At 56.5% G+C, this 25,820-nt stretch carries 28 protein-coding genes; 12 read left to right on the forward strand and 16 right to left on the reverse strand.

All coding sequences use genetic code 11. The features are described 5' to 3' along the window. Positions 1 to 333 precede the first annotated feature (333 nt). From TH5_RS21490 to TH5_RS21500, 3 genes are all read left to right on the forward strand, one after another. The gene (locus TH5_RS21490) at positions 334 to 681 is read left to right on the forward strand and encodes a hypothetical protein (RefSeq protein WP_114123590.1); all 348 of its coding nucleotides are present in this window, start codon (positions 334 to 336) and stop codon (positions 679 to 681) included. Positions 682 to 761: 80 nt separating this feature from the next. Next, entirely contained in the window at positions 762 to 1,349 is a 588-nt protein-coding gene (locus TH5_RS21495; RefSeq protein ID WP_114123591.1) for a hypothetical protein, read from the forward strand. Between the two features lie 118 nt (positions 1,350 to 1,467). Then, positions 1,468 to 2,055 (forward strand): exopolysaccharide biosynthesis protein, encoded by a 588-nt coding sequence (locus TH5_RS21500; RefSeq protein ID WP_114123592.1) that lies wholly within the window; start codon positions 1,468 to 1,470, stop codon positions 2,053 to 2,055. Between the two features lie 55 nt (positions 2,056 to 2,110). Here TH5_RS21500 and TH5_RS21505 read toward each other — a convergent pair whose 3' ends face one another. Further along, positions 2,111 to 2,416, reverse strand: coding sequence for a hypothetical protein (locus TH5_RS21505; RefSeq protein WP_114123593.1), 306 nt, complete (start codon positions 2,414 to 2,416; stop codon positions 2,111 to 2,113). A 225-nt stretch (positions 2,417 to 2,641) separates the two neighbouring features. Between TH5_RS21505 and TH5_RS21515 the strand changes: the two genes are divergently transcribed. After that, positions 2,642 to 3,007, forward strand: coding sequence for a DUF952 domain-containing protein (locus TH5_RS21515; protein ID WP_244204996.1), 366 nt, complete (start codon positions 2,642 to 2,644; stop codon positions 3,005 to 3,007). A gap of 10 nt (positions 3,008 to 3,017) precedes the next feature. Here the strand turns inward: TH5_RS21515 and TH5_RS21520 are convergent, their stop codons facing one another. Next, positions 3,018 to 3,272 carry a DUF1413 domain-containing protein gene (locus TH5_RS21520; protein ID WP_244204997.1) on the reverse strand — a complete coding sequence of 85 codons (255 nt, stop codon included), beginning with the start codon at positions 3,270 to 3,272 and terminating at the stop codon, positions 3,018 to 3,020. Between the two features lie 104 nt (positions 3,273 to 3,376). Beyond that, complete coding sequence (locus TH5_RS21525; protein WP_114123595.1) at positions 3,377 to 4,489, reverse strand: NADH:flavin oxidoreductase; 1,113 nt, start codon at positions 4,487 to 4,489, stop codon at positions 3,377 to 3,379. A 145-nt stretch (positions 4,490 to 4,634) separates the two neighbouring features. Here TH5_RS21525 and TH5_RS21530 point away from each other — a divergent pair, with 145 nt between their 5' ends. Continuing rightward, the gene (locus tag TH5_RS21530) at positions 4,635 to 5,018 is read left to right on the forward strand and encodes a winged helix-turn-helix transcriptional regulator (protein WP_114123596.1); all 384 of its coding nucleotides are present in this window, start codon (positions 4,635 to 4,637) and stop codon (positions 5,016 to 5,018) included. Here TH5_RS21530 and TH5_RS21535 read toward each other — a convergent pair. After that, positions 5,015 to 6,364 carry a HipA domain-containing protein gene (locus TH5_RS21535; protein WP_167443617.1) on the reverse strand — a complete coding sequence of 450 codons (1,350 nt, stop codon included), beginning with the start codon at positions 6,362 to 6,364 and terminating at the stop codon, positions 5,015 to 5,017. The genes TH5_RS21530 and TH5_RS21535 overlap by 4 nt on opposite strands. Further along, on the reverse strand, positions 6,348 to 6,581 hold the full coding sequence (locus TH5_RS21540) for a helix-turn-helix domain-containing protein (protein ID WP_167443618.1): 234 nt from the start codon (positions 6,579 to 6,581) through the stop codon (positions 6,348 to 6,350). The genes TH5_RS21535 and TH5_RS21540 overlap by 17 nt, the downstream gene beginning before the upstream one ends. A gap of 255 nt (positions 6,582 to 6,836) precedes the next feature. On the opposite strand from TH5_RS21540, the gene TH5_RS21545 reads away from it, so the two are divergent. The 6 genes from TH5_RS21545 to TH5_RS21570 all read left to right on the forward strand — a co-directional run bounded on the left by TH5_RS21545 (position 6,837) and on the right by TH5_RS21570 (position 12,493). Beyond that, positions 6,837 to 8,096: a quinone-dependent dihydroorotate dehydrogenase gene (locus TH5_RS21545; RefSeq protein WP_114123599.1), complete on the forward strand. Its 1,260-nt coding sequence runs from the start codon at positions 6,837 to 6,839 to the stop codon at positions 8,094 to 8,096. A gap of 155 nt (positions 8,097 to 8,251) precedes the next feature. Further along, complete coding sequence (locus TH5_RS21550; protein WP_114123600.1) at positions 8,252 to 9,136, forward strand: TIGR01459 family HAD-type hydrolase; 885 nt, start codon at positions 8,252 to 8,254, stop codon at positions 9,134 to 9,136. Between the two features lie 399 nt (positions 9,137 to 9,535). After that, positions 9,536 to 10,816 carry an AAA family ATPase gene (locus TH5_RS21555; protein ID WP_114123615.1) on the forward strand — a complete coding sequence of 427 codons (1,281 nt, stop codon included), beginning with the start codon at positions 9,536 to 9,538 and terminating at the stop codon, positions 10,814 to 10,816. Beyond that, complete coding sequence (locus TH5_RS21560; RefSeq protein ID WP_114123601.1) at positions 10,813 to 11,412, forward strand: HNH endonuclease family protein; 600 nt, start codon at positions 10,813 to 10,815, stop codon at positions 11,410 to 11,412. The genes TH5_RS21555 and TH5_RS21560 overlap by 4 nt, the downstream gene beginning before the upstream one ends. A gap of 233 nt (positions 11,413 to 11,645) precedes the next feature. Continuing rightward, a complete protein-coding gene (locus tag TH5_RS21565; RefSeq protein ID WP_244204998.1) occupies positions 11,646 to 11,906 on the forward strand; it encodes a hypothetical protein in 261 nt (86 codons plus the stop codon). A gap of 128 nt (positions 11,907 to 12,034) precedes the next feature. Then, positions 12,035 to 12,493 carry a pyridoxamine 5'-phosphate oxidase family protein gene (locus TH5_RS21570; RefSeq protein WP_114123603.1) on the forward strand — a complete coding sequence of 153 codons (459 nt, stop codon included), beginning with the start codon at positions 12,035 to 12,037 and terminating at the stop codon, positions 12,491 to 12,493. An 84-nt stretch (positions 12,494 to 12,577) separates the two neighbouring features. Here TH5_RS21570 and TH5_RS21575 read toward each other — a convergent pair whose 3' ends face one another. Further along, the gene (locus TH5_RS21575; RefSeq protein ID WP_114123604.1) at positions 12,578 to 13,450 is read right to left on the reverse strand and encodes a DMT family transporter; all 873 of its coding nucleotides are present in this window, start codon (positions 13,448 to 13,450) and stop codon (positions 12,578 to 12,580) included. Between the two features lie 348 nt (positions 13,451 to 13,798). Next, positions 13,799 to 14,653, reverse strand: a complete 855-nt coding sequence (locus tag TH5_RS21580) for a D-amino-acid transaminase (protein WP_114123605.1) — start codon at positions 14,651 to 14,653, stop codon at positions 13,799 to 13,801. 360 nt (positions 14,654 to 15,013) lie between these two features. Here TH5_RS21580 and TH5_RS21585 point away from each other — a divergent pair, with 360 nt between their 5' ends. Then, positions 15,014 to 15,955: an arylamine N-acetyltransferase family protein gene (locus TH5_RS21585; RefSeq protein ID WP_208638510.1), complete on the forward strand. Its 942-nt coding sequence runs from the start codon at positions 15,014 to 15,016 to the stop codon at positions 15,953 to 15,955. Between the two features lie 59 nt (positions 15,956 to 16,014). Here the strand turns inward: TH5_RS21585 and TH5_RS21590 are convergent, their stop codons facing one another. From TH5_RS21590 to TH5_RS21630, 9 genes are all read right to left on the reverse strand, one after another. Beyond that, on the reverse strand, positions 16,015 to 16,818 hold the full coding sequence (locus TH5_RS21590) for a substrate-binding periplasmic protein (protein WP_114123606.1): 804 nt from the start codon (positions 16,816 to 16,818) through the stop codon (positions 16,015 to 16,017). Between the two features lie 218 nt (positions 16,819 to 17,036). Beyond that, the gene (locus TH5_RS21595; protein WP_114123607.1) at positions 17,037 to 18,149 is read right to left on the reverse strand and encodes an ABC transporter ATP-binding protein; all 1,113 of its coding nucleotides are present in this window, start codon (positions 18,147 to 18,149) and stop codon (positions 17,037 to 17,039) included. A gap of 10 nt (positions 18,150 to 18,159) precedes the next feature. Then, positions 18,160 to 19,011: a carbohydrate ABC transporter permease gene (locus TH5_RS21600; RefSeq protein ID WP_114123608.1), complete on the reverse strand. Its 852-nt coding sequence runs from the start codon at positions 19,009 to 19,011 to the stop codon at positions 18,160 to 18,162. A gap of 18 nt (positions 19,012 to 19,029) precedes the next feature. Beyond that, positions 19,030 to 19,971, reverse strand: a complete 942-nt coding sequence (locus TH5_RS21605) for a carbohydrate ABC transporter permease (protein ID WP_244204999.1) — start codon at positions 19,969 to 19,971, stop codon at positions 19,030 to 19,032. Then, positions 19,968 to 21,236 (reverse strand): ABC transporter substrate-binding protein, encoded by a 1,269-nt coding sequence (locus TH5_RS21610; RefSeq protein WP_114123609.1) that lies wholly within the window; start codon positions 21,234 to 21,236, stop codon positions 19,968 to 19,970. The genes TH5_RS21605 and TH5_RS21610 overlap by 4 nt, the downstream gene beginning before the upstream one ends. Positions 21,237 to 21,265: 29 nt before the next feature. Then, positions 21,266 to 22,465, reverse strand: coding sequence for a PLP-dependent transferase (locus tag TH5_RS21615; protein ID WP_114123610.1), 1,200 nt, complete (start codon positions 22,463 to 22,465; stop codon positions 21,266 to 21,268). Further along, positions 22,452 to 23,171, reverse strand: coding sequence for a FadR/GntR family transcriptional regulator (locus TH5_RS21620; RefSeq protein WP_071239820.1), 720 nt, complete (start codon positions 23,169 to 23,171; stop codon positions 22,452 to 22,454). Before TH5_RS21620 ends, TH5_RS21615 begins: the two co-directional genes overlap by 14 nt. Positions 23,172 to 23,607: 436 nt before the next feature. Beyond that, positions 23,608 to 24,426, reverse strand: a complete 819-nt coding sequence (locus TH5_RS21625) for an alpha/beta fold hydrolase (RefSeq protein ID WP_208638511.1) — start codon at positions 24,424 to 24,426, stop codon at positions 23,608 to 23,610. Between the two features lie 446 nt (positions 24,427 to 24,872). Next, positions 24,873 to 25,820 (reverse strand): autotransporter outer membrane beta-barrel domain-containing protein (locus tag TH5_RS21630; protein WP_147250158.1); only part of this gene is annotated, 948 nt, incomplete at its 5' end.

The following is a 25,820-nucleotide window of genomic DNA, read 5'->3' on the forward strand; positions in this document are numbered from 1 at the left end:
GTAAATGTCTGCATTCCAAAGATATGGTTTCGGTTGTTTTAAATGACGATCGCTCAAACAAAATCCGTGCGACACTATGGAGCCGGAATTTTGTTAACGGGGATTTGTGAGGGGGCACCTTCTGTTCTTTAAAACATGGTTCGAATGGATATTTTACATGGTTTTTATGTTTTTTCGGCTGTGCGCAATATTCGCAAACGAGGTCGCATTCTGCCCTCGGTATCATCACTTCCTCCTTCGATCAGCGTCATTGAACGGATCGGTATCCGGAAAGGCTCTTTTCTTTCTGGCCGGTCCGATTTTGTCCAATGATCACATCAAAGGAGAAAAGTGATGAATATGATCGGACGAATTGCAATGGCGGTGTTTGCCCTTGGGGCCTTTGCCGTCTTGTCGCCTGCACCGGCATATGCCGCGTGCAGCGATGCGGACCTGTGCACGGAACAGGAATGCACCAATCGTCAGGCGCAGGTGCATCCAACCTGTGATCAGCCGCGGTCCTGTGCGGCAAACAATCTGTCACAGGATGCATTGCGGGCCCGTCTGGCGATCAATCAGGCCTGCCTTGCGGCGCGTCAGAATGTTCAGGCGTGCTTCAGTTCATCGGACACTGGTCATGATGAAGCCATCACTGGTGTTCAGAATGCCATCGCAACTTGCCAGAGCAAGATCACCAGCTAAGTGCGAGCGCATGTGATTTGACGTGCGGGAACGGGGGATGCCCCGTTCCTGTCCTTTGGCGGATTAGAAGGAGGACGGTCATGGTTTCGGATTATGCAGGCTGGCGGCGGTGGGTGTTTGATCATCCGGTTGCGGGCGAGGGTGAACGTCCGTGGTATTTCGCGGGTGGCGAGATGGCGTTTGACCCGGAAGCGGATGGGGAAAACGCGCTTTTGTGGGTGACGAGGCTGTTTGACGAGGCAAACCTGTTGCCCGATGATTTCAGCATGGCGCAGATCGGGCAGGGGCTTTGGTTTCTGATCGATCCGTCGGGATCAAGCCATATGTTTGCGCTTACCAATCCGGCAATACCCTTTGCCAGACGGGCCAAGGGCATTGCCAGCATTGCGGCCCTTTATCAGGGGCTTTTTGACCCAAAATGCAGCCGGGCGACGGGCGGGCGGAAGCTTCACAGTATTTGTGCGGTGTTCTGGAGTGTCGCGCCGTTTGCCCCAATGGGACGCGAAGCCGCACCGACAGAGCAGGATCAGGCTTTTCTGGTGGTGCTGGAAAAGATTGCGGTGCTTGAAAATCCGGTTTGTCGCAAATCGGTGCTTGAGGCGCTTGATTTCTGGAAAGGGGCCTATCCCGAACGGACGGAAGCCATTCGGGCGAGGATAACGGGCTGAGGAATTTGCTTCTTATGTTGCACCGGGCATTGGTGCCTGCCAGCATCGCCTGAAACAAACCCGCCGACCCCGCGTTGCAAAGGCAACGTGATTTTACAAACAGGCAGCGAGGGTTGGCATGACGGACGCAGAGCCGGTTTCGGTAGGCGGGATTGTGGCGCGGATCCGGGATCGGGCGGCGGGGGAGCAGGCGGTTTCGGTCGAGGATATGGTGGCCGTGCTGGGGCGGCGGAGTTACGGGCCGTTCCTGTTTGTGCCGGGCCTGATCGGGGTAACACCCTTATCGGGCATTCCGATGGTGCCCGCGATCCTTGCAATCATAGTAGCACTTTTTGCCATTCAGATTGTTCTGGGGCGGTCGCATTTGTGGTTGCCCGACATTCTGGGGCGCCGGTCGTTTGACGGGGCCAGGGTCGCCGATGCGATGCGCCGGATCGAACCGGTGGCGGGGAAGCTTGATCGCTGGTTTTACGGGCGGTTGCCGGCCCTGACCGGGCGGCATGCTGTGCGGGTGGCGGCGGTGATATGCCTTTTGCTTTCCGCCGTGGTGCCGTTTTTTGAAATGATACCCTTTGCCGGGATCGCACCGATGAGCGCGATTGCCGCCTTCGGGCTTGCGATCCTTGTGCGTGACGGGGCTTTGATGCTGTCGGCGATCATCATCACGGTGGCGGCGGTAACGGCGCTGGCGTGGGTATTGCTGTGATGCGGATGGCCCGAATAGCGGCCCGGTTCATGCCCCGTCCTTGCGATACGCGTCCTTACGATACGATCCGGGCCAGTTCGCTATAGAGGTAAAACAGTACAGAGCCGGTTGCGATGGCCGCGATCAGACGGGCGGCAAGCCCGGGCAGGCGGGTTCTGACCCAGATGTCAAAAGCACCCGCATTGTCGCAATCCCCGTGAATATCAATGATTTCAGGCTCCAGCCGGACCGGGCCGCGCAGGGTGACGGTCGGTTTCGGGGCCTGATCATTTGAAATCCATTGGCGGCTGGTATCGGGAAGGTTCACAGGCGCGCGGTTGGCCGGTTTTGGGGCTGGTTTTGGGCTCGGTCTTGTCTGCATGGGCGTGTCCAGTCTGTCGGTGGGCGTATATTTCCGGGGTTCCGGTGTTCTGGCGCGGGATTTTAATTGGAATAATGATACTATACGTAAGTATCTTATTATTGATCGTCGGTATATGTTTCTTGTGGGAGGGGCACAAGGAGGTAGATCAAATAAACCGGCTTTTTTTGTGCTTTGGCATTTCGCCTGCTTGCCGAACCAGCCGGGCGACCTTATTTTCCCCGAATGACAAATACATCACATACCATGATTTACCGCGTACTGGGTTCGGACGAATGGGCGGAAGCGCTTTCGTCGGGCCATTATGACGGTGCGCCGCACGATATTGCGGACGGCTTCATCCATTTTTCGACCATCGATACGCTGGCGGAAACGCTTGCGCTGCATTACCCGAAACGCGGGGGATTGCGGCTTTTGCATGTGCCGGTCGCGGCGGTTGACGACAAACTGAAATGGGAACCGGCCCGCGGTGGCACGCTGTTTCCGCATCTTTATGATCAGCTTTCGGTCGAGCATGTCGCGCGCGTCGATGACCTGAAACTTGATGATAACGAAGTTCACATCCTGCCCGAAGATCTGCGCGCCGGTTAAGTGACCCGCGTCATGAGCTGGCAGTGCTGGCAAGGCGGCGATAGACCCGCCCGCCGCCGCGTTTTTGGCCGGTATCCTCGACATTGGGGAATTTACCGGCCCGCACGGCATTGAGAAATTCCCGCCCGATCCTGACCTTGTCCCCGATATAAAGCGCATCCCAGCCGGGGCCGTAAATTTCCGGAAAGTGAAATTCGCCGGGATTACGGGCGGCAATGCGGTTTTGCAGGCGGGTGATTTCGTTGGCATCCATGAGGGGTTCCATGATCGGCTCCTGCGGTTGGTTCTTTTCCCCGAAATATGTCGTGCGTGGCAAAAAGAAAAGGCGGCACCGAGGGGCGCCGCCTTTTTATGTTTGGTCGGGGTCGATCAGACCAGTTCGCCCAGCGTTGCCGGATCAAAGCCCAGCAGGGCATCGGTTTTATTGTCGCGGACCTTGGCGGTCCAGGCGGCATCGGTGATCAGCGCACGGCCGACCGCGATCAGATCAAACTCGCCCCGTTCCATGCGTTCCACCAGGGCATCGAGGCTGGCATTCTGGGATGTTTCACCGGAAAACGCGCCGATGAAATCCGATGACAGGCCGACAGAGCCGACCGAAATCGTCGGCGCCCCGGTCAGCTTTTTCACCCAGCCGGCAAAGTTCAGGCCGTTTTCACCATCCAGTTCGGGGAATTCCGGCTCCCAGAAACGGCGTTGCGAGCAATGGACGATGTCCACCCCGGCATCAACCAGCGGGCCGAGCCAATCAGTCATTTCATCGGGGGTTGTTGCCAGACGGGCGGCGAAATCCTGCTGTTTCCATTGGCTCACACGCAGGATGATCGGGAAATCGGGGCCGACGGCGGCGCGCATGGCGCTGACGACTTCGCGGGCGAAGGTCGCACGTTCCCGGATGGTTTTACCGCCAAAGCGATCAGTGCGCAGGTTGGTGCCCGACCAGAAGAACTGATCGATCAGGTAGCCATGCGCACCATGAATTTCAAAGGTATCGAAGCCTGCATTTTTGGCGTCAAGGGCGGCCTGGGCGAAGGCGGCGATGGTGTCGGCAATGTCGGCATCGGTCATGGTGTTGCCGCGCGGCTCGTTGGGCGCAAGCAGGCCAGACGGGCTTTCGACCGGGTTTTCAGGCTCCCATCCGGTGAAGGAACGGGTTGAACCGGTATGCCAAAGCTGCGGACCCATTTTGCCGCCTGCTTCATGCACGGCATCGGCGACAGCCTTCCAGCCCTTTAACGCAGCTTCCCCGTGGAAGAATGGAATGCCCGGTTCATTGCGCGATGACGGGCGGTTGATCACCGTGCCTTCCGACAGGATCAGGCCGACACCGCCTTCGGCGCGCTTGCGGTAATATTGCGCATTGGCGGCACCCGGAATGCCGTCTGGTGCCTTGGAACGGGTCATTGGCGCCATGACGATGCGGTTGGGAAGTTCAAGGGTTTTCAGCTTGAAGGGCTGAAACAGAATGTCGGTCTTTGACATCGGCTATTCTCCGATTGGAATTGGGTGTATGGTGGATACTAGATATACGGAAGATACCTGCTGTCAATCGGGCACCCGGAATATACCAGGTATATTCGAGGAAACCTGGATGGCCCTGAGCCGGAGTAAATGAGGTGGAAATGCCATGGAAATGAAAGAATGTTCGGTCGAGATGTTCCGCTCGAACTGTCCGAGCCGGGAGCTTCTGGATCAGATTGCCGATAAATGGTCGATGATGATCCTGGCGGTGCTGGCCCATGGACCCTTGCGGTTTAACGCGATCAAGCGCGGGCTTGAAGGCATTACGCAGAAGGCGCTGACGCAGACGCTGCGCAAGCTTGAACGCAATGGCATTGTCGCGCGCCACGTGATCGCAAGATCGCCGGTCGCGGTCGAATATGAAATCACCGATCTTGGCCGGTCGCTCGTCGGGCCGTTCAAGGCGCTTTATATGTGGACGCGCGATCATTACGACGCAGTCGAGAAGGCGCGGGCAGAATTTGATGCGCGGATGGAGGAGCGGGTTTAGGAACCCATGCCCCAGCCGCCGCCTTGGGCAACGAAGGTGTCACGGGATTGCTGTTTGACGGGGACGCCGAGAATTTCCGCGACAGTGGCGATATTTTGCGAAATCATGTCGCGGCAGGCCTTGAGGCCCGGACCTTCCATCATATCCAGTGAGTCCTCGACATCCTGTAGAAGCGCACCCAGTTCGTTGAAATAGCGATCACGGGATTTTTTGGTGCGCATGGTGCGGGCAAGGCCGATGGCGGAAATGCAGGCGGCGATATCCGATGCGGTCAAATCTTCCATTTTTTCAGCCTGACCGATCATGAACGAAAAATCGTGGGTGACGGACTGATCGAGAACAACCGGGATGATATCATAGGCCGGGGCAAGGATTGGTTTGTGGCCCAAGGCCGGATAAAGGATGGCGTGGTTTTTGGCGTGATTGTCGGTATTGCCGAGCGCCAGATTGAATATCGACAGGGTCATAAAATGCTGCCGTGCGATCAGCGGGACTTCGGTTTCATCAAGAACGCGCGCCACGCCCTTGGCCGAGAATTTGTGGCCGTCATTACCGTTGCGTTCATATTTCAGACTGGGCGCAAGCGATAGCGCCTGACAGAAATCTTCCTGATGAATGCGATAGATGTTTCCATCTTCGATTTTGCGGTCGAACCGTTCGATCAGAAGGGCTTCGCAGCCTGCAATTTCGATTGCCCCCACATGTGCCACCGGCAGCGGCAGGACCCTGGCCGCGAGTGCCATCAGGGCGGCTTCCTGGGCAACAAGGGCCTCGTTACCCTGTGACGGGACCTTGAGGATATGTGTCGTTGGCGCGCCGGAGCCCGGTTTTGGCAGGGCGAATTGACCGTCTTCAAGCCGGGTAACGGCAATTTTCCCCTGTACCCCGGCAAGGGGCGAGGGATCGCTCCTGCCATCGGGCAGGCGACGACGGTCGCGCAGGCTGATCAGTATCTTGCCAAGGTCTTCATTTGAAATCGCGTCATAGTCATCGGCCATGTTGCCGGGCATTTTTGACGGCTTTTCTCCCCATGGCACGCAAGATATGGCACCGGGGCAATCGCGACCGACGTGATAGAGCAATCCGGCGATGTCGTCGCGGTCGATGCGATGCTTTGCCATGACCTGCTCAAGCGCGTTGTTTTCCTGTAGCAGATTGGCAAAGAAGCCGCGCGTGGTGTGATCGGTAAAAGAACCCTGTGCGACAGGCATCGAAATCGACAATTGCATGTTCGCACGAACAGCATCGTTGCCATAGGCAAAGGTCAGCGACTTGTCGTTATTGCCAAGAAGCTGGCCAATGGGGTGATCGATCCCTTCGAGATACACATCAAGCCGTCTGGTCATCTGATATGTCCTCATATCCCAGTTTCAGGCCCAGTTCCCGGCAGACATCCAGCGCCAGACCGATATTGACGCCCGGCGTGCCCTTTTCCAGCTCGCCAATCAGTTGCCGCGACACGCCCATCATGGATGCAAGATAGGTTTGCGTCATTTTCAACTGCTTGCGGCGGGTTCGGATCGCCGTGGCAAGGTCATGGGTGTCTTTGATAAATGCTGTCATGTCAGTATCAAAAATGTCAGGAATATTTGACATTATGCCGAAAATGACAAAGAAGTCAATGAATGTCAGAAATAACTGACAAATCCGTCAGTTTTGGCATTTTGTCGCCTAATGTTAGATATATTTAACATTTTATCGAAAATGCAGATTGTGGCGATGGGGTTGTCTGCTGTGTCCTAACGCCATTGATCCTTGCCCCGGCGCACGGGGGCGCGTAAGAACAAGGCAGGTATTTACAAGCACGGAGCAGGTCGCGTGGGGTGGTACAAGTCACTGGTTTTGCCGGTTGTGCGCTGGATCGATGCGGAGACCGCGCATGGTCTTGCGATTTGCGCGCTGAAAAACAATCTGGTGCCGCGCGATGATGATGCGCTCGATGCCACGCCGATCCTTGAGACTGAGGTGTTCGGGCGGAAATTTGCCAATCCGGTCGGGCTTGCCGCAGGGTTTGACAAAAATGCCGAGGTCCCCAATCAGGCGCTTAGCCACGGGTTCGGCTTTATTGAAATCGGATCGGTGACCCCCGAACCGCAACCGGGCAACCCCAAGCCCCGGCTTTTCCGCCTTTATTCCGACCGGGCGGTGATCAACCGCATGGGCTTTAACAACGAGGGTGCCGCCGTTGTTGCCGAACGCCTGCGCAAGCGTGCGCGCAAGGGCATTTTGGGGGCCAATCTGGGCAAAAACAAATATTCCGAAGATGCGGCGGCGGATTATGTGAAGGGCGTTGCCGCCCTTGGCCCCTATGCCGATTATCTGGTGGTCAATGTGTCCTCGCCCAATACGCCGGGCCTGCGCGCACTTCAGGGCCGTGGCCCGCTTGAAAAGCTTCTGACGTCGGTTCTTTCGGCGCGGGACATTCATGCCAAGGGTGTGCCGGTGCTGCTTAAGGTGGCACCGGACCTGACCGAGGAAGACAAGGCCGATATTGCCGCGGTGGTGCTCAAGCTCCGGCTTGATGGGATGATCGTATCGAACACGACGATTGATCGGCCGGTCGGGCTTAATTCCTATGATCAGGATGAAAAGGGCGGTCTTTCGGGCCCGCCGCTTATGGAGCCCTCGACCAAGGTTCTGGCCGATTTTTACCGCCTGACCGAAGGCAAAATTCCGTTGATCGGGGTGGGCGGGATTGCATCGGGCAAGGATGCCTATGAGAAGATCCTCAATGGGGCGTCGCTGGTGCAGCTTTATTCCGCCCTTGTCTATCACGGGCTGGAGCTTGTGACCGAGATCAAGGAAGACCTTGCACGGCGGTTGCGCAAGGATGGGTTTGCCAGTGTTGCCGATGCGGTTGGGGCGGCCTATCCGGAGATTTCCGGGCGCAAGGCCCCGGTTGATGAAGCCCGCGCGGCCAAGGCGGCGGTGAAGGCGAAGGCGGAACCTGCCAAGGCAGAGGTGGCGAAAGCGGCTCCGGCGGCTAAAACGGCGGCGAAGACTGCTGCCAAGAAGCCTGCATCCAAGCCTGCGGCGGCGAAAAGCAAGGCGGTACCAAAGGCTGGACCGACAGAATAGATTTACCTGTGGCAATCTGGACTCCCGCCTTCGCGGGAGTGACGGTTTGGGTAGTTGGGGCGTTCGTTTCCTCCTTCCGTCATTCCCGCGAAAGCGGGAATCCATCTTGCCGCATGTGCGATGACGACGATTTTAACATGAAGTGGAATGCGTGAATGACGGTTGGCACCAGCTATCAGATGATCAACGGCCTGTCGGAAGTGATCGAACAGTACGATGCGGTGATCCTTGATCTTTGGGGCGTGGTGCATGACGGGGTGACGCCCTATCCAAGCTCCATCCCGGCGATGGAGGCGCTTAAAAAGGCCGGTGTGCCGGTTGCCCTTCTGTCGAACGCGCCGCGCCGGTCCAGCGTCGTGGTCGCACGGATGGAAGATATGGGGATCGCGCGCGACCTTTATGGCCCGGCGGTGGCATCGGGCGAGATCGCCTATAGCCAGCTTCTCGCACGCTCCGATCCTTGGTACGCCAAGCTGGGGCGCCGGGTGATGAGTGTCGGCCCGGTGCGCGACATGTCGATGTTTGAAGGGCAGGATGTTGAAATCGTCAAGGATGTGGCCGATGCCGACTGGCTTCTGGTGACCGGGCCGAATGACGATTATGACGCGGTATCGGTCTATGAGGATCTGCTGCATGCGGCCAAGGCGCGTGATTTGCCGATGCTGTGCCCGAACCCGGACCGCGAAGTGATCCGCGGCGGGGATCGCATCATCTGTGCCGGTGCGATTGCCGCGCGTTACGAGGTGCTTGGCGGCAATGTCCGCTGGGAAGGCAAGCCGCTGGCGAGTGCCTATGATTTCTGCCTGCAACTGTTTGACAAGGGCCCGGATGCGAAGCTTCTGGTGGTCGGCGACAGCCTTTCGACCGACGTTGCCGGATCAAACAATGCCGGGCTTGATGTCGCCCTTGTGACCGGTGGCATCCATGCCGAGGAACTTGGTGCGTCGCGCGGGACATTGCCTGAGAAAGGCAAGCTTGATGCCCTGCTGAACGCGACCGGGCGCAGCATTACCTATGCGGTTGGGGATTTTTGTTGGTAAGTTCACGGGTAATTCTGTTCGAGGTTATGTAGTGCGATGCAAATTGTCTAAATCGGAAAAGGCTTGGGGATTGGTTGCTGTTCTCTTTTAGGGAGATTTAGCAATAGCTCATGTGGATAAAGGTGTTAGGTACATTGTTGATGACGATTACTGTAGCCAAACATTGCCAATGAAAATGTCAAAACGAATAGGAAGATGCAAAAAGTTGAGGAAAACTACCATCAGTTTTTTTCAACTAAAGAGTGCGAAAAAAACTTCATGCGAACCGCTTCCAGTATATAGGTCCTGCTGCCAAAGCTGGACCATTGCATACCAAACCTTTGGCGGCGAGCGGATTAACGATCATCATCTGACTTTGGCTGATAAATGGGCGGTCAGGGAATCCAGAGAGGGTTCAACATGCTTAAACATCTGAAGATGACCAACGTTGGCCCAGCACCAGAAATGGATCTGGTTTTGGGTAAGCGGCTGAACTTGCTGACCGGTGATAACGGCTTGGGTAAAAGCTTCCTGTTGGATATCGTTTGGTGGGCTTTGACTAGAAAATGGCCTGCAGAATTAAATAAGAAGCTAACCACCGGAAAAAAGGCACTGCCAAACTCTGATAAAGAAGCGACCATCAGTTTCTCTTTTACGAGTAAGAGTAAAGAGGAAACCTACGAAAGTAACTTCCTCAGAAAAGAGCAATCGTGGACCGGCAGACCTGGACGGCCTGCTAACCCTGGATTGGTTCTTTATGCCATGTCGGATGGCAGTTTTGCCGTTTGGGACCCGAATAGAAACTATTGGGTTACCAAAGATAACGTCGACGTCCAGGAGCGTGTGCCTGCGTATGTTTTCAGTCAGAAAGAGGTATGGGATGGTCTTGAAGATGAGAGCGGCGGATGGCTATGTAACGGCCTAATACGTGACTGGGCGGGATGGCAAAAAGAACGCGGTACACCCTTCAAGCAGCTCAAGCAAGTTCTTGAGGTTCTGTCCCCGTCTCAGACAGAAAAACTCGAGCCGGGCGCGCTCACCAGAATCAGTTTGGATGATGTTCGCGATATACCCACCATTCGAATGCCGTATCAACAGGAGGTACCGGTTGTCCATGTTTCATCCGGCATGAGGCGGATTATTGCACTGGCCTATTTTCTGGTTTGGGCATGGGAAGAACATAAGCAAGCGGCTAAGCAGCTTGGTGAAAAAGCCACACACCAGATTACTTTTTTGATTGATGAAATCGAATCTCATCTTCATCCAAGTTGGCAACGCAGTATTGTCCCAGCACTCCTTTCCGTCATGGAAAAGCTGACCAAAACTGCAGAGGTCCAGTTAATTACCGCGACGCATTCACCTCTGATTATGGCATCGGTGGAGCCTTTATTCGACGAAGCCCAAGATGCTTGGTTTGATATCGATTTTGAGCGAAAAAAGGTTGTGCTAAGGCGCCGTGACTTTGAAAAACATGGTGGCGTTGAAAACTGGTTGGTTAGTGACGCTTTTGATCTAAAAAGTAGCCGTCCGCTGGAGTATGAACACCTGGTGGAGAAAGCTGCCGCGCTTCTTAATAAGGACAATCCGTCTTCTAAGCAGATTAAAGAAATGAATGAAAAATTGGTCCAAGCTTTGGGCCCGCGCGATGACTTCCTTTTTCGTTGGCGTGCGATTTGCGAGAAGAAGGAGTTGCTTGAATGATTCCAGTAAATCTCCAGCCTGAGCCCTGTGACTTTGATCAGATGGTTCGACAGAGGGGACACACCTGGCTGCTCAATAATGGGATTAACGTTAACAATCCCCCTCCCAAAGCGTCAGACCTGCCAAACTATTGGTCTCACTCAAATAAGCAGCTGTGGGTGGCATACTCCGGTGTTTGTGCCTACCTTGCCATTTATTTCGAGTGGGGTACCGGTGCCAGTTCAACGGATCATTTTATCGCTAAATCAGCTAATGCTGGCGAAGCATATGAGTGGTCCAACTACAGGCTTTCTTGCTTTGGTCCAAATCGGAACAAAAACAAGTATGACGATGTACTCGATCCAATAGGGTTAACTCCAGAAACTTTTGTAATCAACTTTGCATCGGGCGAAATCTCCCCCAATCCGACGTTAAGTTCTGCCGAAAAAAAAGAGGCTAAGAAGACGATACGAAGGCTGAAACTCGATAGTGACAATAACAATCAAATGCGGGCGCAACACTATAATGATTACGTTTCTGGTGATTGTTCCTTGAAATTTCTCTCGCGCAAATCTCCTTTCGTGCACGCAGAAATTGTCAGACAGGGACTAGTATGAGAATTCTGGATTATCTCCTGAAGACCTAAGTGATGCCGACATCTACAGTCCGGACATCTTGCCCCCCCCTGCATTCTCTGGGCAGACCGCCAATGGGAGGCGGTGATTCCAGTGTTGCAAGCCGAATTTTCGAGCTTATGGTGCGGTATAAAGCACCACCAGCCATGCGCCATGACATGCTGATTTAGCCGCAGAATTGCTGAAACTTGCGGAAAATCGGGATAAGAATTATCGTGACCGCAGGGGCTGGGAAGAAACAGCCGGTGGTTTTGCATTGGCATTTCTTGAAAAATATATTAATGCGCAGAACAACTCTTAAAGAGCTTGGACAATCCATTGAGCGGAAGAAAGCCGAACTTGGCTATTCTGGGCAGGATTATGTTGCTCGTAATTCCGGGGAATTTCGCACCGAAAGCAAGCGCGCACTTTTGCGCAATATTGCGGCCGCGGCGGCGGAGCGTGGTGAAGAATCTGCCTTCAAGGCCAATTACTAATCCCTTCCACATGGATGTGATTGACCCGCTTTTCTGATGAAAGGCGGGTTTGTTTTTATGGTCAGTGCACGGTTGAGCTGTCAAAGTTTGGTGGCAAACCGGCCATAAAGACGTGCGAGTAATGCCCTATGCTCAGTGATGAAATCCGTGATTATGCCGGGCGGGCGGTTTTGTGCTGGCTGGCGAGCGTTTCCGAGGACGGGCCGTCGGTCAGTCCGAAGGAAATCTTTGCCTGTTATGGCGAGGATCGGATCATCATCGCCAATATCGCATCCCCACAATCGGTGAAGAATATCCGCCATGACCCGCGTGTCTGCGTGAGTTTCGTTGACGTGTTTTCGCAGAAGGGCTGGCAGCTTTATGGGCGGGTCGTGCTTTTGAAAAACGGCGATGACGGCTTTGCCGAGCGGCAGGTGATCCTGCAGGGCATGGCGGGCGATGCGTTCAAGGTCGGCATGGTGATTGATGTGACAATCGATCGGGCGCGCGAGATTATTGCGCCGAGTTATCGGTTCAGGGCCGATGTTAACGAGGCCGACATGCGGGCCGGGGCGATGGCGACTTATGGGGTGAAGCCGGTGGATTAGGCCCTGCGTCCTTTGGCGGCGTTTGAGGATGCGGCACGGAGGACTGGATTCCCGCGTTCGCGGGAATGACGGTTTGGGGGAGCATCAGCTTTCGGCCACGCGCTTTTCGCGGAAGATGATGAAGATGCCGCTTCCGGTGATGATGGCGGCACCCACAAAGGTCAGAAGATCGGGCGTTTCGCCCCAGAAGAACCAGCCAAGCCCGGTGGCCCAGACAAGGGCGGTGTAATCAAACGGGGCGACGGTTGGTGCATCAGCCACCCGGAAGGCCTGGGTGATCAGGGTCATGCCGCTGGTGCCGACAAAGGCGATGGCGATGAAAAGCCCGATATCCTCTGCCCGGATCGGGGTCCAGAAATACCAGACGGCGCAGGCGCTGAGCAGGGTGCTGGTGAAGCTGAGGTAAAACAAAAGCGTCCACATGCTTTCGCGGGGATCCAGCAGGCGCGCGCTTAGCATCAGAAGCGCATAGGTAAAGGCCGTGGCAACCGGCAAAAGCGAGACGGGTTCAAAGGTTGCGGCACCGGGGCGCACAATCACCAGAACACCCAAAAAACCGACCATCACAGCCACCCAGCGCCGCCAGCCGACCCGCGCAATCAGCACCGATGAAATCGCGGTGATAAAAAGCGGTGCGACAAAGGCAAGGGCCGTGGCTTCGGCCAGTCCCATCAGGTGGATGCTGGTAAAGAACATGATGGTCGCGGTGATCCAGATGACGGTGCGCATGAAATGCACGCCAATACGATTGGAGCGCAGCCCCCCGAACCCGACCATCTTTATGGCGAGCAGGGCGGCAAAGGGCAGGGCAATCGAATTGCGCAGAAAGATGATCTGGATCGGTGAATAGTGATCCATCAATCCCTTGGCCAGGGCATCATTGACACACAGCAGAGCGACACCGGCACACATCAGAATGATGCCGGTCAGGTTGTGCTGGGGCTGTTGTGCATTCATGGTTCGTGGCGCTTTCCCTGTGTGATGGTGGGTTATCGCAATCACCATCTGTTTTCTGAGCTTTAGGGCAAAGTGCCGGTTGAGGCCAGCAAAGAAAGCGGTCGGTGGGGCTGCGGGTTCGATGGGTGGTTTTGAGGATGTGGCACGAAGGACTGGATTCCCGCCTGCGCGGGAATGGCGGTTTAGGGGGGGGGGGAGGGATATGCGCAACTTTATCGTCACTCCCGCGAAAGCGGGAGTCCATGGGGCCGGATGTTCTGTGGTGGGGCCCAGGCTATTTTAGACAAACAAAAACGCCGCCCGATGAAGGCGGCGTTTTTTTTGTTTGGGACGCGAGATGCTGATTGGTCAGATCGCGGTGGCGCGGTTGGCTTCGATATAGATTTCGCGCAGGCGCTTGGCGATCGGGCCCGGCGTGCCATCGCCGATTTTTTTGCCATCGACTTCGGCGACCGGGCAGACGAAGGCCGAGGCCGAGGTCGAGAAGGCTTCCTTGGCGGCATAGACTTCATCGACCGTGAACAGGCGTTCTTCGACCTTGAGCTGCAATTCTTCGGCACATTTCAGGACCGCCTTGCGCGTGATGCCATGCAGGATGTCGTTGGAAAGCTGGCGGGTGACGATGACGTTATCCTGGGTCACGATATAGGCGTTGTTTGACGAGCCTTCGGTGACATAGCCATCGAGCACCATCCACGCATCATCAGCCCCCTTGGCGGCGGCTTCGGTTTTCAGAAGCGATGCGTAAAGAAGCTGCACGGTTTTGATGTCAGACCGGCGCCAGCGGACATCCGGGTAGGTCAGGATTTTCTGGCCGCGTTCGGCGAGTGGCGATTTGATCAGGGATTTGGATTGGGTGAACAGAACGACGGTTGCCGGGGTGTCATCCTTGATCGCGAAATCACGGTCACCGGCCGACCCGCGCGAGATTTGCAGGTAAACCAGCCCTTCGGTGATGTCGTTGCGTTTGACCAGTTCGCGGTGGATTTCAAGCAGTTCGTCGATATCGGCCTTGTAGGTGAAGCCCAGTTCCGACAGCGAACGCGCCAGACGGGTCATATGGCCGTTGAAATCGATCAGCTTGCCATCAAGCACCGAGGTGACTTCATACACGCCGTCGGCAAACAGGAAGGAACGGTCAAAGATCGAAACCTTGGCTTCATTTTCCGGCAGATAGTCGCCGTTCACATAAACAGTACGCATGTCATCTTCCTGTCTGTTCGGGAACCGTCGAAAGGCGATGCCGGAAATCCGGTTTCCGGGGATGGCCGTTCGCGCATGTTAAACCATATACCCATTTCGATAGCACAGAGCAGGCGGGTTTGTCGCGCCGCGCTTTGGTTGTTGCGTATAAAAGGTGGAAAATTGCCTTTGCGGCCTTTCGAATGCCGCAATGTCGCATATATATGCGTTCATTGGCGCGCAGAACCGCAGAACATTCGATCAAAAAATGTTGAAATAGTCTATTGACCTGAACTTAGCTTGAGGTTCTATGGTCCTGCTCCAGAACGAGAAGTCCTGATTATATCACGCCCCAAACGGACAAGACACGGAGCCACCCCGATGAATACGCATCTGCCGATGAGTGCCCCCAAATTCGATGATGCCGCAATCAATTCCAGCGTGCAGAAGGCGATTGATGCCAGCTGGGCGAAGCCCTTTAACCTGCCTGAGCCGCAGGTCGATCTTGATGCCTATTTCGCGCGGATCGGCTATGACGGCCCACGCGAGGCAACACTTGAGGTTTTGCGCGATCTGCATGCGCTGCATCCCGCCCATATCCCGTTCGAGGCGATCAATGTGCTGTGTCGCAAGGGGGTGAGCCTTAAGCCCGAGGATATCGATCGCAAGATCATTCTTGAAGGACGCGGTGGCTATTGTTTCGAGCAGAACGGGCTTTTCCGCCGTGTATTGCGCAGTCTTGGTTTTGAGGTCGAAAGCCTTGCCGGGCGGGTATTGTGGGGCTATTCCGAAGAGGATGGCCCGCGGCCGCGCTGCCATATGGCGATGCGTGTCACGCTGGATGGCGAGGCGTGGCTGGTGGATGTCGGGCTGGGCGGATGTGTGCCGACAGCACCGCTTTTGCTGGGCGTTTCGGTGCCGCAGGTTACCCCGCATGATACTTTCCGCGTGCGGGAGCGCAATGGTCGTTACCTGACCGAGCTTGAACGCGATGGCGTGTGGAAGCCGGTGCATGAGGTCGATATCGTGCCGGTCGAGGATATCGATTACGAGGTGATGAATTTCTATGCCAGCACCCATGCCGAAAGCGGTTTTGCCAAGGTTCTGATGGTGGCGCGCAGTGCGCCGCATGCAAGGTTCACGTTGCTGAACAATCGCCTGACCATCCGGTTGCGGACGGGCGAGGAAGAGGTGCATCACCTGTCCGTTGGCGATGTCGAGCAGACATTGACCGATATTTTCGGCATCAGCGTTGATCCGTCGTGGCGGCGTTATCTTGAAGATGTGATCGCCAGTGCCGAGGCCGTGCGCAAGCAGGGGTGACGCACCGAAATGAACAAACGGGCCGTGGCAAAGTGCTGCGGCCCTTTTTGTCTGCGGGGTCAGTAATTGACCGTCAATCCATGCCGGTTCATCAGGCTTTCAAACGTGCCGTTCTGCTTGACGATGGCAAGGGCCGCGTTGAAGCGTTCGAGCAGTTCATCACCGTTCGGATAGTCTTTTGACGTCATCAGAAAAAGGCCGGCGCCCGGAAGCAGCGGTTTTTCGATTGTATAGAATTTTTCGGCTTCTTCTGGCGGGAACAGGTTTCGGATCACGTGCCAGCCCACCGAGCGCGCGGTGGAAAACAGATCAATTCGGCCCATGTGCAGCATCCGGAAATTCTGTTCTTCGGACAGGGCATATTCGACATTTAGCCCGGCATCATTAAACCATGGCTGATAGTAATATCCCTGTATGCCACCAAGGCGGTACGGTTTGAGATCGGTCAGCTCATCATAGTGGATGGCCGGTCTGGCACCCTGTGCGTTATAGGCGAAAAACGGGGAATCTTCGATATAGAGCGCGTCGGAGAAATTGAATTTCCGTTCGCGTTCTTCGGACCGGCGATAGGGCAATGTGCCCCATGCCTCGAGATTTTCAACATCCTGTTCGCCGCGCTTCCACGGTTTGAATTCAAATTCGAAACGGACATCCATTTCATCGCCGATGGCCTTGAACAGATCAGGAAGGAAGCTTTCCCGTGCCGTGGCGTGGATATAGGGCGGGTAATCGTTGGTGACGATCACCAGCGTTTCATGGGCACCTGCCTGTGGCAGTTCATGCGCCTTTGCGTGTGTCTGTGTCTGGATCTGGGCGAGCAGCACAAAAACCGCTGTCAGCCAGACCTTGCGAAAGAATGTCATCCGTGTCCTTTTCCCGGCAATACCGGGTGATTGCCTGCGGTGTTCTATCGTGACCGCAATTCAACCGTGTGTTCCATTGTATATGGGTCGACCAGAAGGACTTTGCAGGGGCAAGAGCACAAAACACAAAGGCCGCAGAGGGAGAGCTGCGGCCTTTATGCAGATGCGCCGTGGTGTGAAGGGTGCAAACGGCGCGGGAGACGACGGCGTGCCTTGCCCTAGGCGGTGCGCGCCATATGAGGTTCGCTTTCCGGGGGCAGGCGCAATTCGGTTTGGGTATCAAAAACGTGAACTTTTTCCATGTCGAACGCGATATGGATGAAGCTGTCGACGGCGAAATCCGGGCGGTCGAGGGTAAAGATTTTGACCGGGTTGCCCGCGAGTGACACATGAACAAGGGTTGAAAGTCCCATCGGTTCGATCAGTTCGACCCGGGCGGGAATGCCGCCGTTACCATCAGGAACAAGGGCGATATGTTCGGGGCGCGCGCCAAGGGTCACGGTCTGATTGGCCGTTGCTCCGCGTGCGGGCAGGACGGGTACAAAAGACCCGTCGGTCAGGCGGATGCCGGTCGTGTCGTTTTGCGCAATTTCATAGGCCCCTTTGAGGAAGTTCATCGCCGGTGATCCGATGAAACTTGCGACAAAGATGTTGGCGGGGCGGTCATAGATTTCGACCGGGCTTCCGACCTGCTGAATGATGCCGTCATGCATGGCAACGATCCGGTCGGCCATGGTCATGGCTTCGATCTGGTCATGGGTGACATAGACCGAGGTCGCGCCAAGGCGGCGGTGCAGTTTGCGGATTTCGGTGCGCATCTGTTCGCGAAGCCGGGCATCAAGGTTGGATAGCGGTTCGTCAAACAGGAAGGCCTGCGGTTTGCGGACGATGGCGCGCCCCATGGCAACGCGTTGGCGCTGCCCACCCGAAAGGGCCTTTGGCCGCCGTTCGAGAAGGGCGGTCAGGCCAAGGATTTCGGCGACATTGGTGATCGCATCGGCGATTTTTTCCTTGGCGGTTTTGCGCAGTGTGAGCGCGTAGCTCATATTTTCGGCGACCGACATATGGGGATAAAGCGCATAGGATTGAAAGACCATGGCGATGTCGCGGTCCTTGGGCTGCAATTCATTGACGACCGTGCCGCCGATGGAAATCGCGCCCGATGTGATGTCCTCCAGCCCGGCAATCATGCGAAGCAGGGTCGATTTGCCACAGCCCGACGGGCCGACCAGAACGATGAATTCACCATCCTGGATATCAAGGTCGATCCCGTGCAGGACATCGACCGCGCCATAGCTTTTGACGGCATTTGAAATTTCAATGGAAGCCATTTGGGTCCTCTTATCCTTTCACAGCGCCAGCCGTGAGCCCCTGCACCAGATAACGCTGGATCAGCAGGAAGAACGCGCAGGCCGGGATCAGGGCCAGCACACCGGCGGCCATCATCTGACCGAAATCGACACTGAATTTTGAAACGAATGACAGCAGACCGACCGGGAAGGTCGATGCACTTTCGCTGCTGACCAGCATCAGGGCGAACAAAAGCTCGCTCCAGGCGGCGGTGAAAACAAAGCCGAGCGTTGCCGCCACACCGGGTAGGGTAAGCGGCAGAATGATGCGTCGGAAGGCCTGAAAGCGGGTATTGCCATCGATCATCGCGGCTTCTTCGAGATCCTTGGGAATGCCGTCAAAGAAGGACTGCATCAGGAAGGTCGCGAACGGCACATTGAACGCCGTATAGACGATGATCAGTCCCGTCAGGCTGTCGGTCAGGCCAAGCGGGGCCAGAATTTTAAAGATCGGCGCAATCAGCATGACCAGCGGGAACATCTGGGTGATCAGCATCAGGGCGACGATGATCATCTTGCCGCGAAAGGCAAAGCGCGAGAAGGAATAGCCGGTCACGGCGGCGACCATGGTGGTCACAATCGCGGTGGTGCCCGCAACGATCACGGAATTCAGGAAATAATGCGGAAAGTTGCTTTGGGTCAGGACGAAGAAATAGTTTTCCCACGTGGTCCGTGACGGCCACATCCGCACGCCTTCGGTATACAGGATGTCGTTGGGCGTGACCGATACCTTGAGCAGCCAGTAAAGCGGGAACAGGGCAAAGACGACAAAGGCCCCGATCATCAGATAATGGCTGCCCCAATAGACCAGTTTGCGGGCGGGTGAATTTCCGGAAACGTTCATGTTCTTTGATCCCTTGCCCTAGCTGTCGGCATGCGTCATGGCGCGGCGCAGTGCAATCACACCCAGCGCATAGGCCAGCAGCAGAACCAGAAGGACGGCTGCAATCGCCGAGGCATAGCCGAAATCAAGGCGGCGGAAGGCCTGGGTGAAGATGTAGGATGCGACGATCTGGGTTGAGTCCGCCGGGCCGCCATTGGTCATGACGACGATCAGATCGGCGAAATTGGCAATCCAGATGGTGCGCAGCATCAGCGTGATCGCAATGGTCGGGGCCAAAAACGGCAGGGTGATGCTGATGAATTGCTGACGGGTGGTCGCGCCATCGATGGCGGCGGCCTCATAGAGTTCCTTGGGGATGGATTGCAGGGCAGCCAGCAGGGTGATGGCAAAGAACGGAATGCCAAACCAGATATTGGCAACAATCGGCCCCCACATCGCAAGGTCCGGATCGGACAGGATGTTAAACGGGGTTTCCATCAGGCCAAGGGCGGTAAACCAGTGCGGCAGCGGTCCGACGACGGGATTGAACATCCATGCCCAGTTCAGGCCCGACAAAAAGGTCGGCACAGCCCACGGGAGAAATACCAGCGCCTGAACCAGCCGGCGTCCAAGGAAATCCCGGTTAAGCAACAGGGCAAGGATCAGGCCAAGCGTGAACTGGAATAACAGGGAGCCGAAAGTCCACCACGCGGTATTGACCAATGCGCCAAGAAAGGCGTCGTCGGTGATCAGGGTCTGGAAATGGGCCGTGCCGACAAAGCCGCCACTGAACGGATTGAGGATACGGATATCGCGAAAGGCATAGCTTAGCCCCAGAACGAGGGGCATCAGCATCACCGCGATGATCAGGATCAGGGCGGGGGAAACATAAAGATAGGGTTCAAGAATGCCGGACAGTCTTCTGGAGATTACCCCCCGCCTTTCGACGGGGAGTTTTCCGGCCTGCATTGCAGTGGTCACTGATTTGCCGCCATCCATTTTTTCTGTGCCGGGGTCAGGTATTCGGCCCACTGTTTTGCCAGTTCTTCGGGCGAAATCCGGCCGAGCATGGCTTCCTGACTGGTGCGGATCACAAGGCTGTCCTTGAAGAAGGCGAATTCTTCAAGATGGGTCGGCATGACGGTTGGGTGAACGTCGGGATCGGACAGTTCGTTGAACCAGCCTTCGAATTGCGGGCTGGCAAAGAACGGATCGCTTTCGGCACCATTATGGATCGGAAGCGCCCCGATGCGCTTGTTCCAGGCAAGGTTGCTGTCCTTGGATTCAAGATGGGCGATGAGGTTCCATGCCTCGTCCTTGTGTTCGCTGTTGGCAAACATTGACCAGCCGGCATAGCCGATGGTCGGGAAGGCCTTGCCCGACGGGCCTTTTGGCATGGTGGTGACGCCGAAATCCTCTTCTTTCATGCGGCTTGAAATCGCGATCAGGGCGTCCGGATCCTGATCAAGCATCGCACAGGTGCCGGAATAGAACCCGGCGACGATTTCGTTAAAGCCCCAGTTCAGGCTGTCTTTGGGGGCCAGTCCGTCCTTGTAGATATCGATCAGATATTCAAGACCGTCGGTCCAGCCCTCAGAGGCAAAGGTGCTTTGGCCGTCTTCGGTAAAGAATTCGTTCGATCCGGCGGCGGTCGCGCCAAACATCACCCAGCCATTCAGCCCGCCGGGGCCGCCGCGCATGCAATAACCATATTTGCCGGGAAGGGCGGATACCTTTTCGGCGGCTGCGCGGAAGTCATCGAGCGTTACCGGGACTTCGGTTACACCGGCTTCTTCGAACAGCTTTTTGTTATAGAACATCGCGCGCAGATAGAAGCCATAAGGCAGCATATAGGCGGTGTTGTTGGCCGAACGGGCAAATTCAAGCGCGCGGTCATTAAGCGTTTTCGCCCCGTCCCATTCCTTGATGTAAGGTTCGAGGCTTTCGAGCGCGCCGTTATTGGCATAAAGGGTCAGCCACGTATCGGGCATTTCAACGATGTCAGGGGTTTGGCCCGCCGATACCATGGTGGCGAATTTTTCAAACGCCTGCCCCCATGGAAGCGATGTGATTTCGACGGTCACACCGGGATTGGCCGCCTCGTATTCCGCGACCAGGCTTTTGAGCGTTTCGGTGCGTTCCGGGCTTGTGATGACTTCGACAAGCTTCAGCGTGGTATCGGCATGGGCCTGACTTGTCAGAACGAGAGAGGTCACACCTGCCAGTAATGTTGTTTTCCAGTTCATTGTGAAGTTCCCTGTTTTAAAGAGTATTCTTACTTCAGGCTTGCCCCGATTGCCTGTGTCAGGTCGGCCCGGAGGTCTTCCGGGCTTTCGAGGCCGATATGCAGGCGGACCAGATTTTCCGGCACGCCAAAGCGCAGTGCGGAATTGGGCCCGCCGACTTGTGCGCGCGTCACCAGCGCAGGCACAATCAGGCTTTCGTGCCCGCCCCATGACACGCCGATCTTGAAGATGCGCAGCGCATCGACAAATTTCGGGATATCGACATTCGGGGAGAACTCGAACGAGAACAGACCGGATGATCCGGTCAGGCCGGGGGGCGTTTGCCCGCCCAGACGCGGATGGTGAACCGCGATGACTTCGGGGTGGTCGGCAAGGAAACCGGCAATGGCCAGACCCGATCTTTCATGTTCATGCATGCGGGCCGACAAGGTGCGAAGCCCGCGCAGCAAAAGCCAGCCGTCAAAGGCCGAAAGTTTGGCCCCCAGATAGGGCAGGATGGTGGACCGGACATTGCCGATGAATTCGGCCGATCCGGCAATCACGCCTGCGACCACGTCGCTATGCCCGCCAAGATATTTGGATGCGGAGTGAACCACGACATCGCAGCCCAATGTTGCGGGCTGGCAGAAAATCGGCGATGCCCAGCTGTTATCAATGATCGATACCGCCCCGGCGGCGCGTGCGATATCGCAAAGGGTTTTGATATCGTGGGTGTGGAAGGTCCAGCTTGTCGGGCTTTCAAGATAGAGGATCCTGGCACCGGGAATGGCGACGCGCACCGCACCGATATCGCGGCCATCGACATAGTCGACCGTGACATTCATATCGCGCAGGAACATCTCGAAAAACCGGAAGGCATCGGGATAAAGATGTTCGACAGCAACGATCCGGTCCCCGGGGCGGACCACGGACAGGACGGCGGACGAGATTGCGGCCATGCCGCTTGCCGTGCCCAATGCGTCCTCGGTTTTTTCAAGGGCGGCGATTTTTTCCTCGAACGCGCGGACGGTCGGGTTGAGGCCGCGTGAATAGACCGGGCGGGTTTTGCGCCCGGCATAGGTTTCGACCATTTCGGCGAAGTTTTCGAACACGAAAAGCGAGTTCTGGAAAATCGGCGGCACGACCGCATTGGCGAAATGAGTTTCGTCATAGGCCAGCCGGGTCGCGGGGGACAGGGCGTCGTCCAGTGTTCTGCTGTTTGCCGGTTTATCGGAATTATTGTTGTTCATTGGACATTCTCACGATGTCGTTTTCGACAATTTCAAGGATGGCAAGCGTGTGCTGACGGGCGGCTTCGGGGTCGCGCGCGACAATCGCGTCAAACAGCATGCGGTGAAATTCAAAGGATTCCTTGGCGAAGTCCGGGCGATTGAACGGCTGGGCAAAGAAGCTTTCAAACGCTTCGCGCATCTGGCCGAGTAACTGCTCAAACAAAGGATTGCCTGACGCCTTGTAGATCGAGAGGTGATATACAAGGTCGGCCTGGCCGGCGGTGCCAAATTCCAGATGTTCGGCTTCCATTGCATCAAGGGCGGCCCGCATTGCTTCGATATCCGCATCGCTTGCGCGTTTGGCGGCCAGCATGCTGGCTTCGACTTCAAGGCCGCGGCGGACTTCAAGGGTTTGCAGCAATCCATCACGCTGGGTGGCGATGGAAAGCGGCATGAACAGGGTTTGTTCACTGACCGGGCGTTTCAGGTAGGTGCCCGATCCGCGTTTGATTTCGACGATGCCAAGCGCCTGCATATGGCCAATTGCTTCGCGGATGCTGGATCGGCCGACCTGAAGGCCCGCCATCAGTTCGCGTTCGGGCGGCAATTGATCGCCGGGTTTGAGGTCCGACTGCACGATGAATTGCGTCAGGGATTCAAGGATCGCATCGCGACGCCCCGATGTCTGTATGGGTCGGATAGTGGCACCTGCCGATTGCGACACTTCACACCTTTATCTGATTTTCACATCGCCCCGGCGACCGGATATGTGGTCAGCCATCAGACGTCAGACCAATTTTGGAATTGAATCGGTTCAAGTCAAGCGGAAATGAAAAGGGTGACGATGTTTTGCACGCGCGAATGGCGGCAGTATGCCGGTTTTCGGGCCTTTGGCGGCGATGGGAATGGTGGGGTGGGTGCGCTGCAAATCCGGATGATCCGGGGGCGTTTGACCGGGAAATTCCGTTGATCGGCGTGCGCGCGGCAGGGAGTCGGTGTGAAGGGCCGCGGGATTGGGAGGTGAGAATAGGGGCGATGGTGCTGATTAAGCGCGGGAAGGCGGGCGGAAGGGTAACGAGCAGCTTGGCATAAAAAACGCGCCGCATGGGGGATGCGGCGCGTGAAGTTGGGCAGATCTTGAGGGAGGCAGGTGTTAAAGATCAGTTGGTGTTGGCGGCCTTCAAGATCAGGTCGGCAACTTCTTTGGGGTGGGAAACCATGACGACGTGGGATGCGCCATCAATCACAACGGTTTCCTGAGAATTCGCACGTTCCGCCATGAATTCCATTGCGGCGGGCGGGATGTTTTTATCGGCCGTGCCGTAGATGTGGAAGGACGGCAGGTCTTTCCATGCGGCATCGCCAGACGGTTCGTTCAGGGCAAAGTCGGTGACTGGGCGTTGGGCAATCGCCATCAGGCGGGCCTTGTCAGCCGGAACGTCGGCGGCAAATTGCGCGTGGAATTTCGCCGGATCGATATAGAGATCATTCACACCGTTGCCGAGCGGAACCGGGGCTGCCAGGGCTTCACCCAGCGTGCCGCCGGGGAATTTTCCGGCCAGTTCGGCAATGGTTTCACCCTTTTTCGGGGCGAAAGAGGCGACATAGACCAGCGCCTTGACATTGGCCGCATCGGTTGCCGCGTTGCTGATGACCGGCCCACCGTAGGAATGGCCGACCAGAACCACGTCACCCGGAATGCTGTCGATCAGGGAGCGGGTATAGGCGGCATCGCCGGATACACTGCGCAGCGGGTTGGCAACGCTGATGACGCGATATCCTTCGTCCTGCAGGATCGGCGCGACCCCGTCCCAGCTGTCAGAGGCGGCAAAGGCACCATGGACCAGAAGGATGGTTGGTTTGGTGTTGGCGGCATTCGCGGCCGCCGTGTCAGCCGCAAAGGCCGGAGATTGCGCGGCCATCAGACCGAAGGCGAAAGCGGTCGCTTTCAGCAGGTTTTTCACATTCAGCATTTTCATCTTCCTTTTCCCGGTTTCGCCGATGACCGGCCAAACGTTGTTTCGATGAAATGCTTGTAGCTGTGAATTTATGATCGCGCAATATTAAATCGTGTGCGATTTAATCACGTGAGATCACATGGGCGTGAGGTCGGTATTGTGGCGGGGGTGCTGATGGAGGTAAGGGCGGCAGGACACATTATCCGTTACTCCCGCGAGGGTGAGAGATTACGGTGCTGCGAGTTCGGTGGGCGGTTTTGAGGATGTGGCACGAAGGACTGGATTCCCGCGTTCGCGGGAATGACGGTTTGGGGGAAGGGCGTGCCAGTTGTTCGTCCCTGCTGCGCGAAGGAGGGCATGGGACTGCGGATTGGGGCTGGTCTTATGGCATACCTGCCGTCACTCCCGCGAAGGCGGGAGTCCATCTTGCGGCGGGTTTGGTGTGAATACTTCGGGTGCGGTGGGGCTCAGAACTTCATCCTGAACCCGGCACCGAAGGCATGTTCGTGGCTGTTTTCTGAAACCGAGGGCTGGTAATCGGCGTAAAGCGTCCAGCCGTCGTCATCGGCAAGGGCAAAGCCGAGATTGCCGACCAGCCGGTCGCGGTCGGTTTCGCTGCCCGAGACGGTGAAGGACGGGGTTCCGGCAAAGGCGAGCGTGGTGCTGTTGGAAACCGGGCCGATATGATGATCCCATCCCAGACGGAATTGCGGGATCAGGGTTTTGCCATCGCCGGTATCGATCATGCCAGCGAAGCGCACGCCAAGGCTTGCGGTGCCAGAAAGGTCGTCATCGGCCGCGCGCGAGATATTGGCCGATCCGGCGCCGGTTTCGGAAAAGCTGCCATAACGGTTCCAGATCACGCCAAGCCCGCCATAGGGTTCGGCCCGCCAGTTCGGCGCAAGGGCGAAACCGCGCGCGATTTCCAGATCGGCATTCACAGCATTGTCGGTGTAATCGGCGGTGGCGGTGCGATCAATGCTGCCGAAATCAAGGTTGCGGCTGCTGTCGATGCCAATGCGGGTCCATCCAGCCTGCCCGGACAGGCGCCAGTCATCGCCGAGATCATGGGTGCCATAGACCCCGGCCATAAGATTGGCGGAATCAAGGGTGGCGTCCCGGCCACTTTGGCGGCTGTTGCCATCGGCATAGCCGAAATAGATGCCAATCGTGGTGGTTTCCGACAGGCGGGTGTCATAGCCGCCGATCATGCCCACCCATTTGTAATTGGTGGTATCGATATTTTCATCGCCATCAACCGTGCCTTTGCCGCCAATCGCCTGAAGCCAGATGGCAGAGCCGGTTTGAGAAATGCCGTCATTGCCAAGCGCCAGAAGGGGCGTGTCCGCATCGGTCGCGACGTTATCGGACGCGGCCGGGCCGGCAGAGGCAAATCCCGCCAGTGCGGCGGGTGA

The organism is Thalassospira xianhensis MCCC 1A02616, from assembly GCF_003326475.1.
GTDB classification, from domain to species: Bacteria; Pseudomonadota; Alphaproteobacteria; order Rhodospirillales; family Thalassospiraceae; genus Thalassospira; species Thalassospira xianhensis.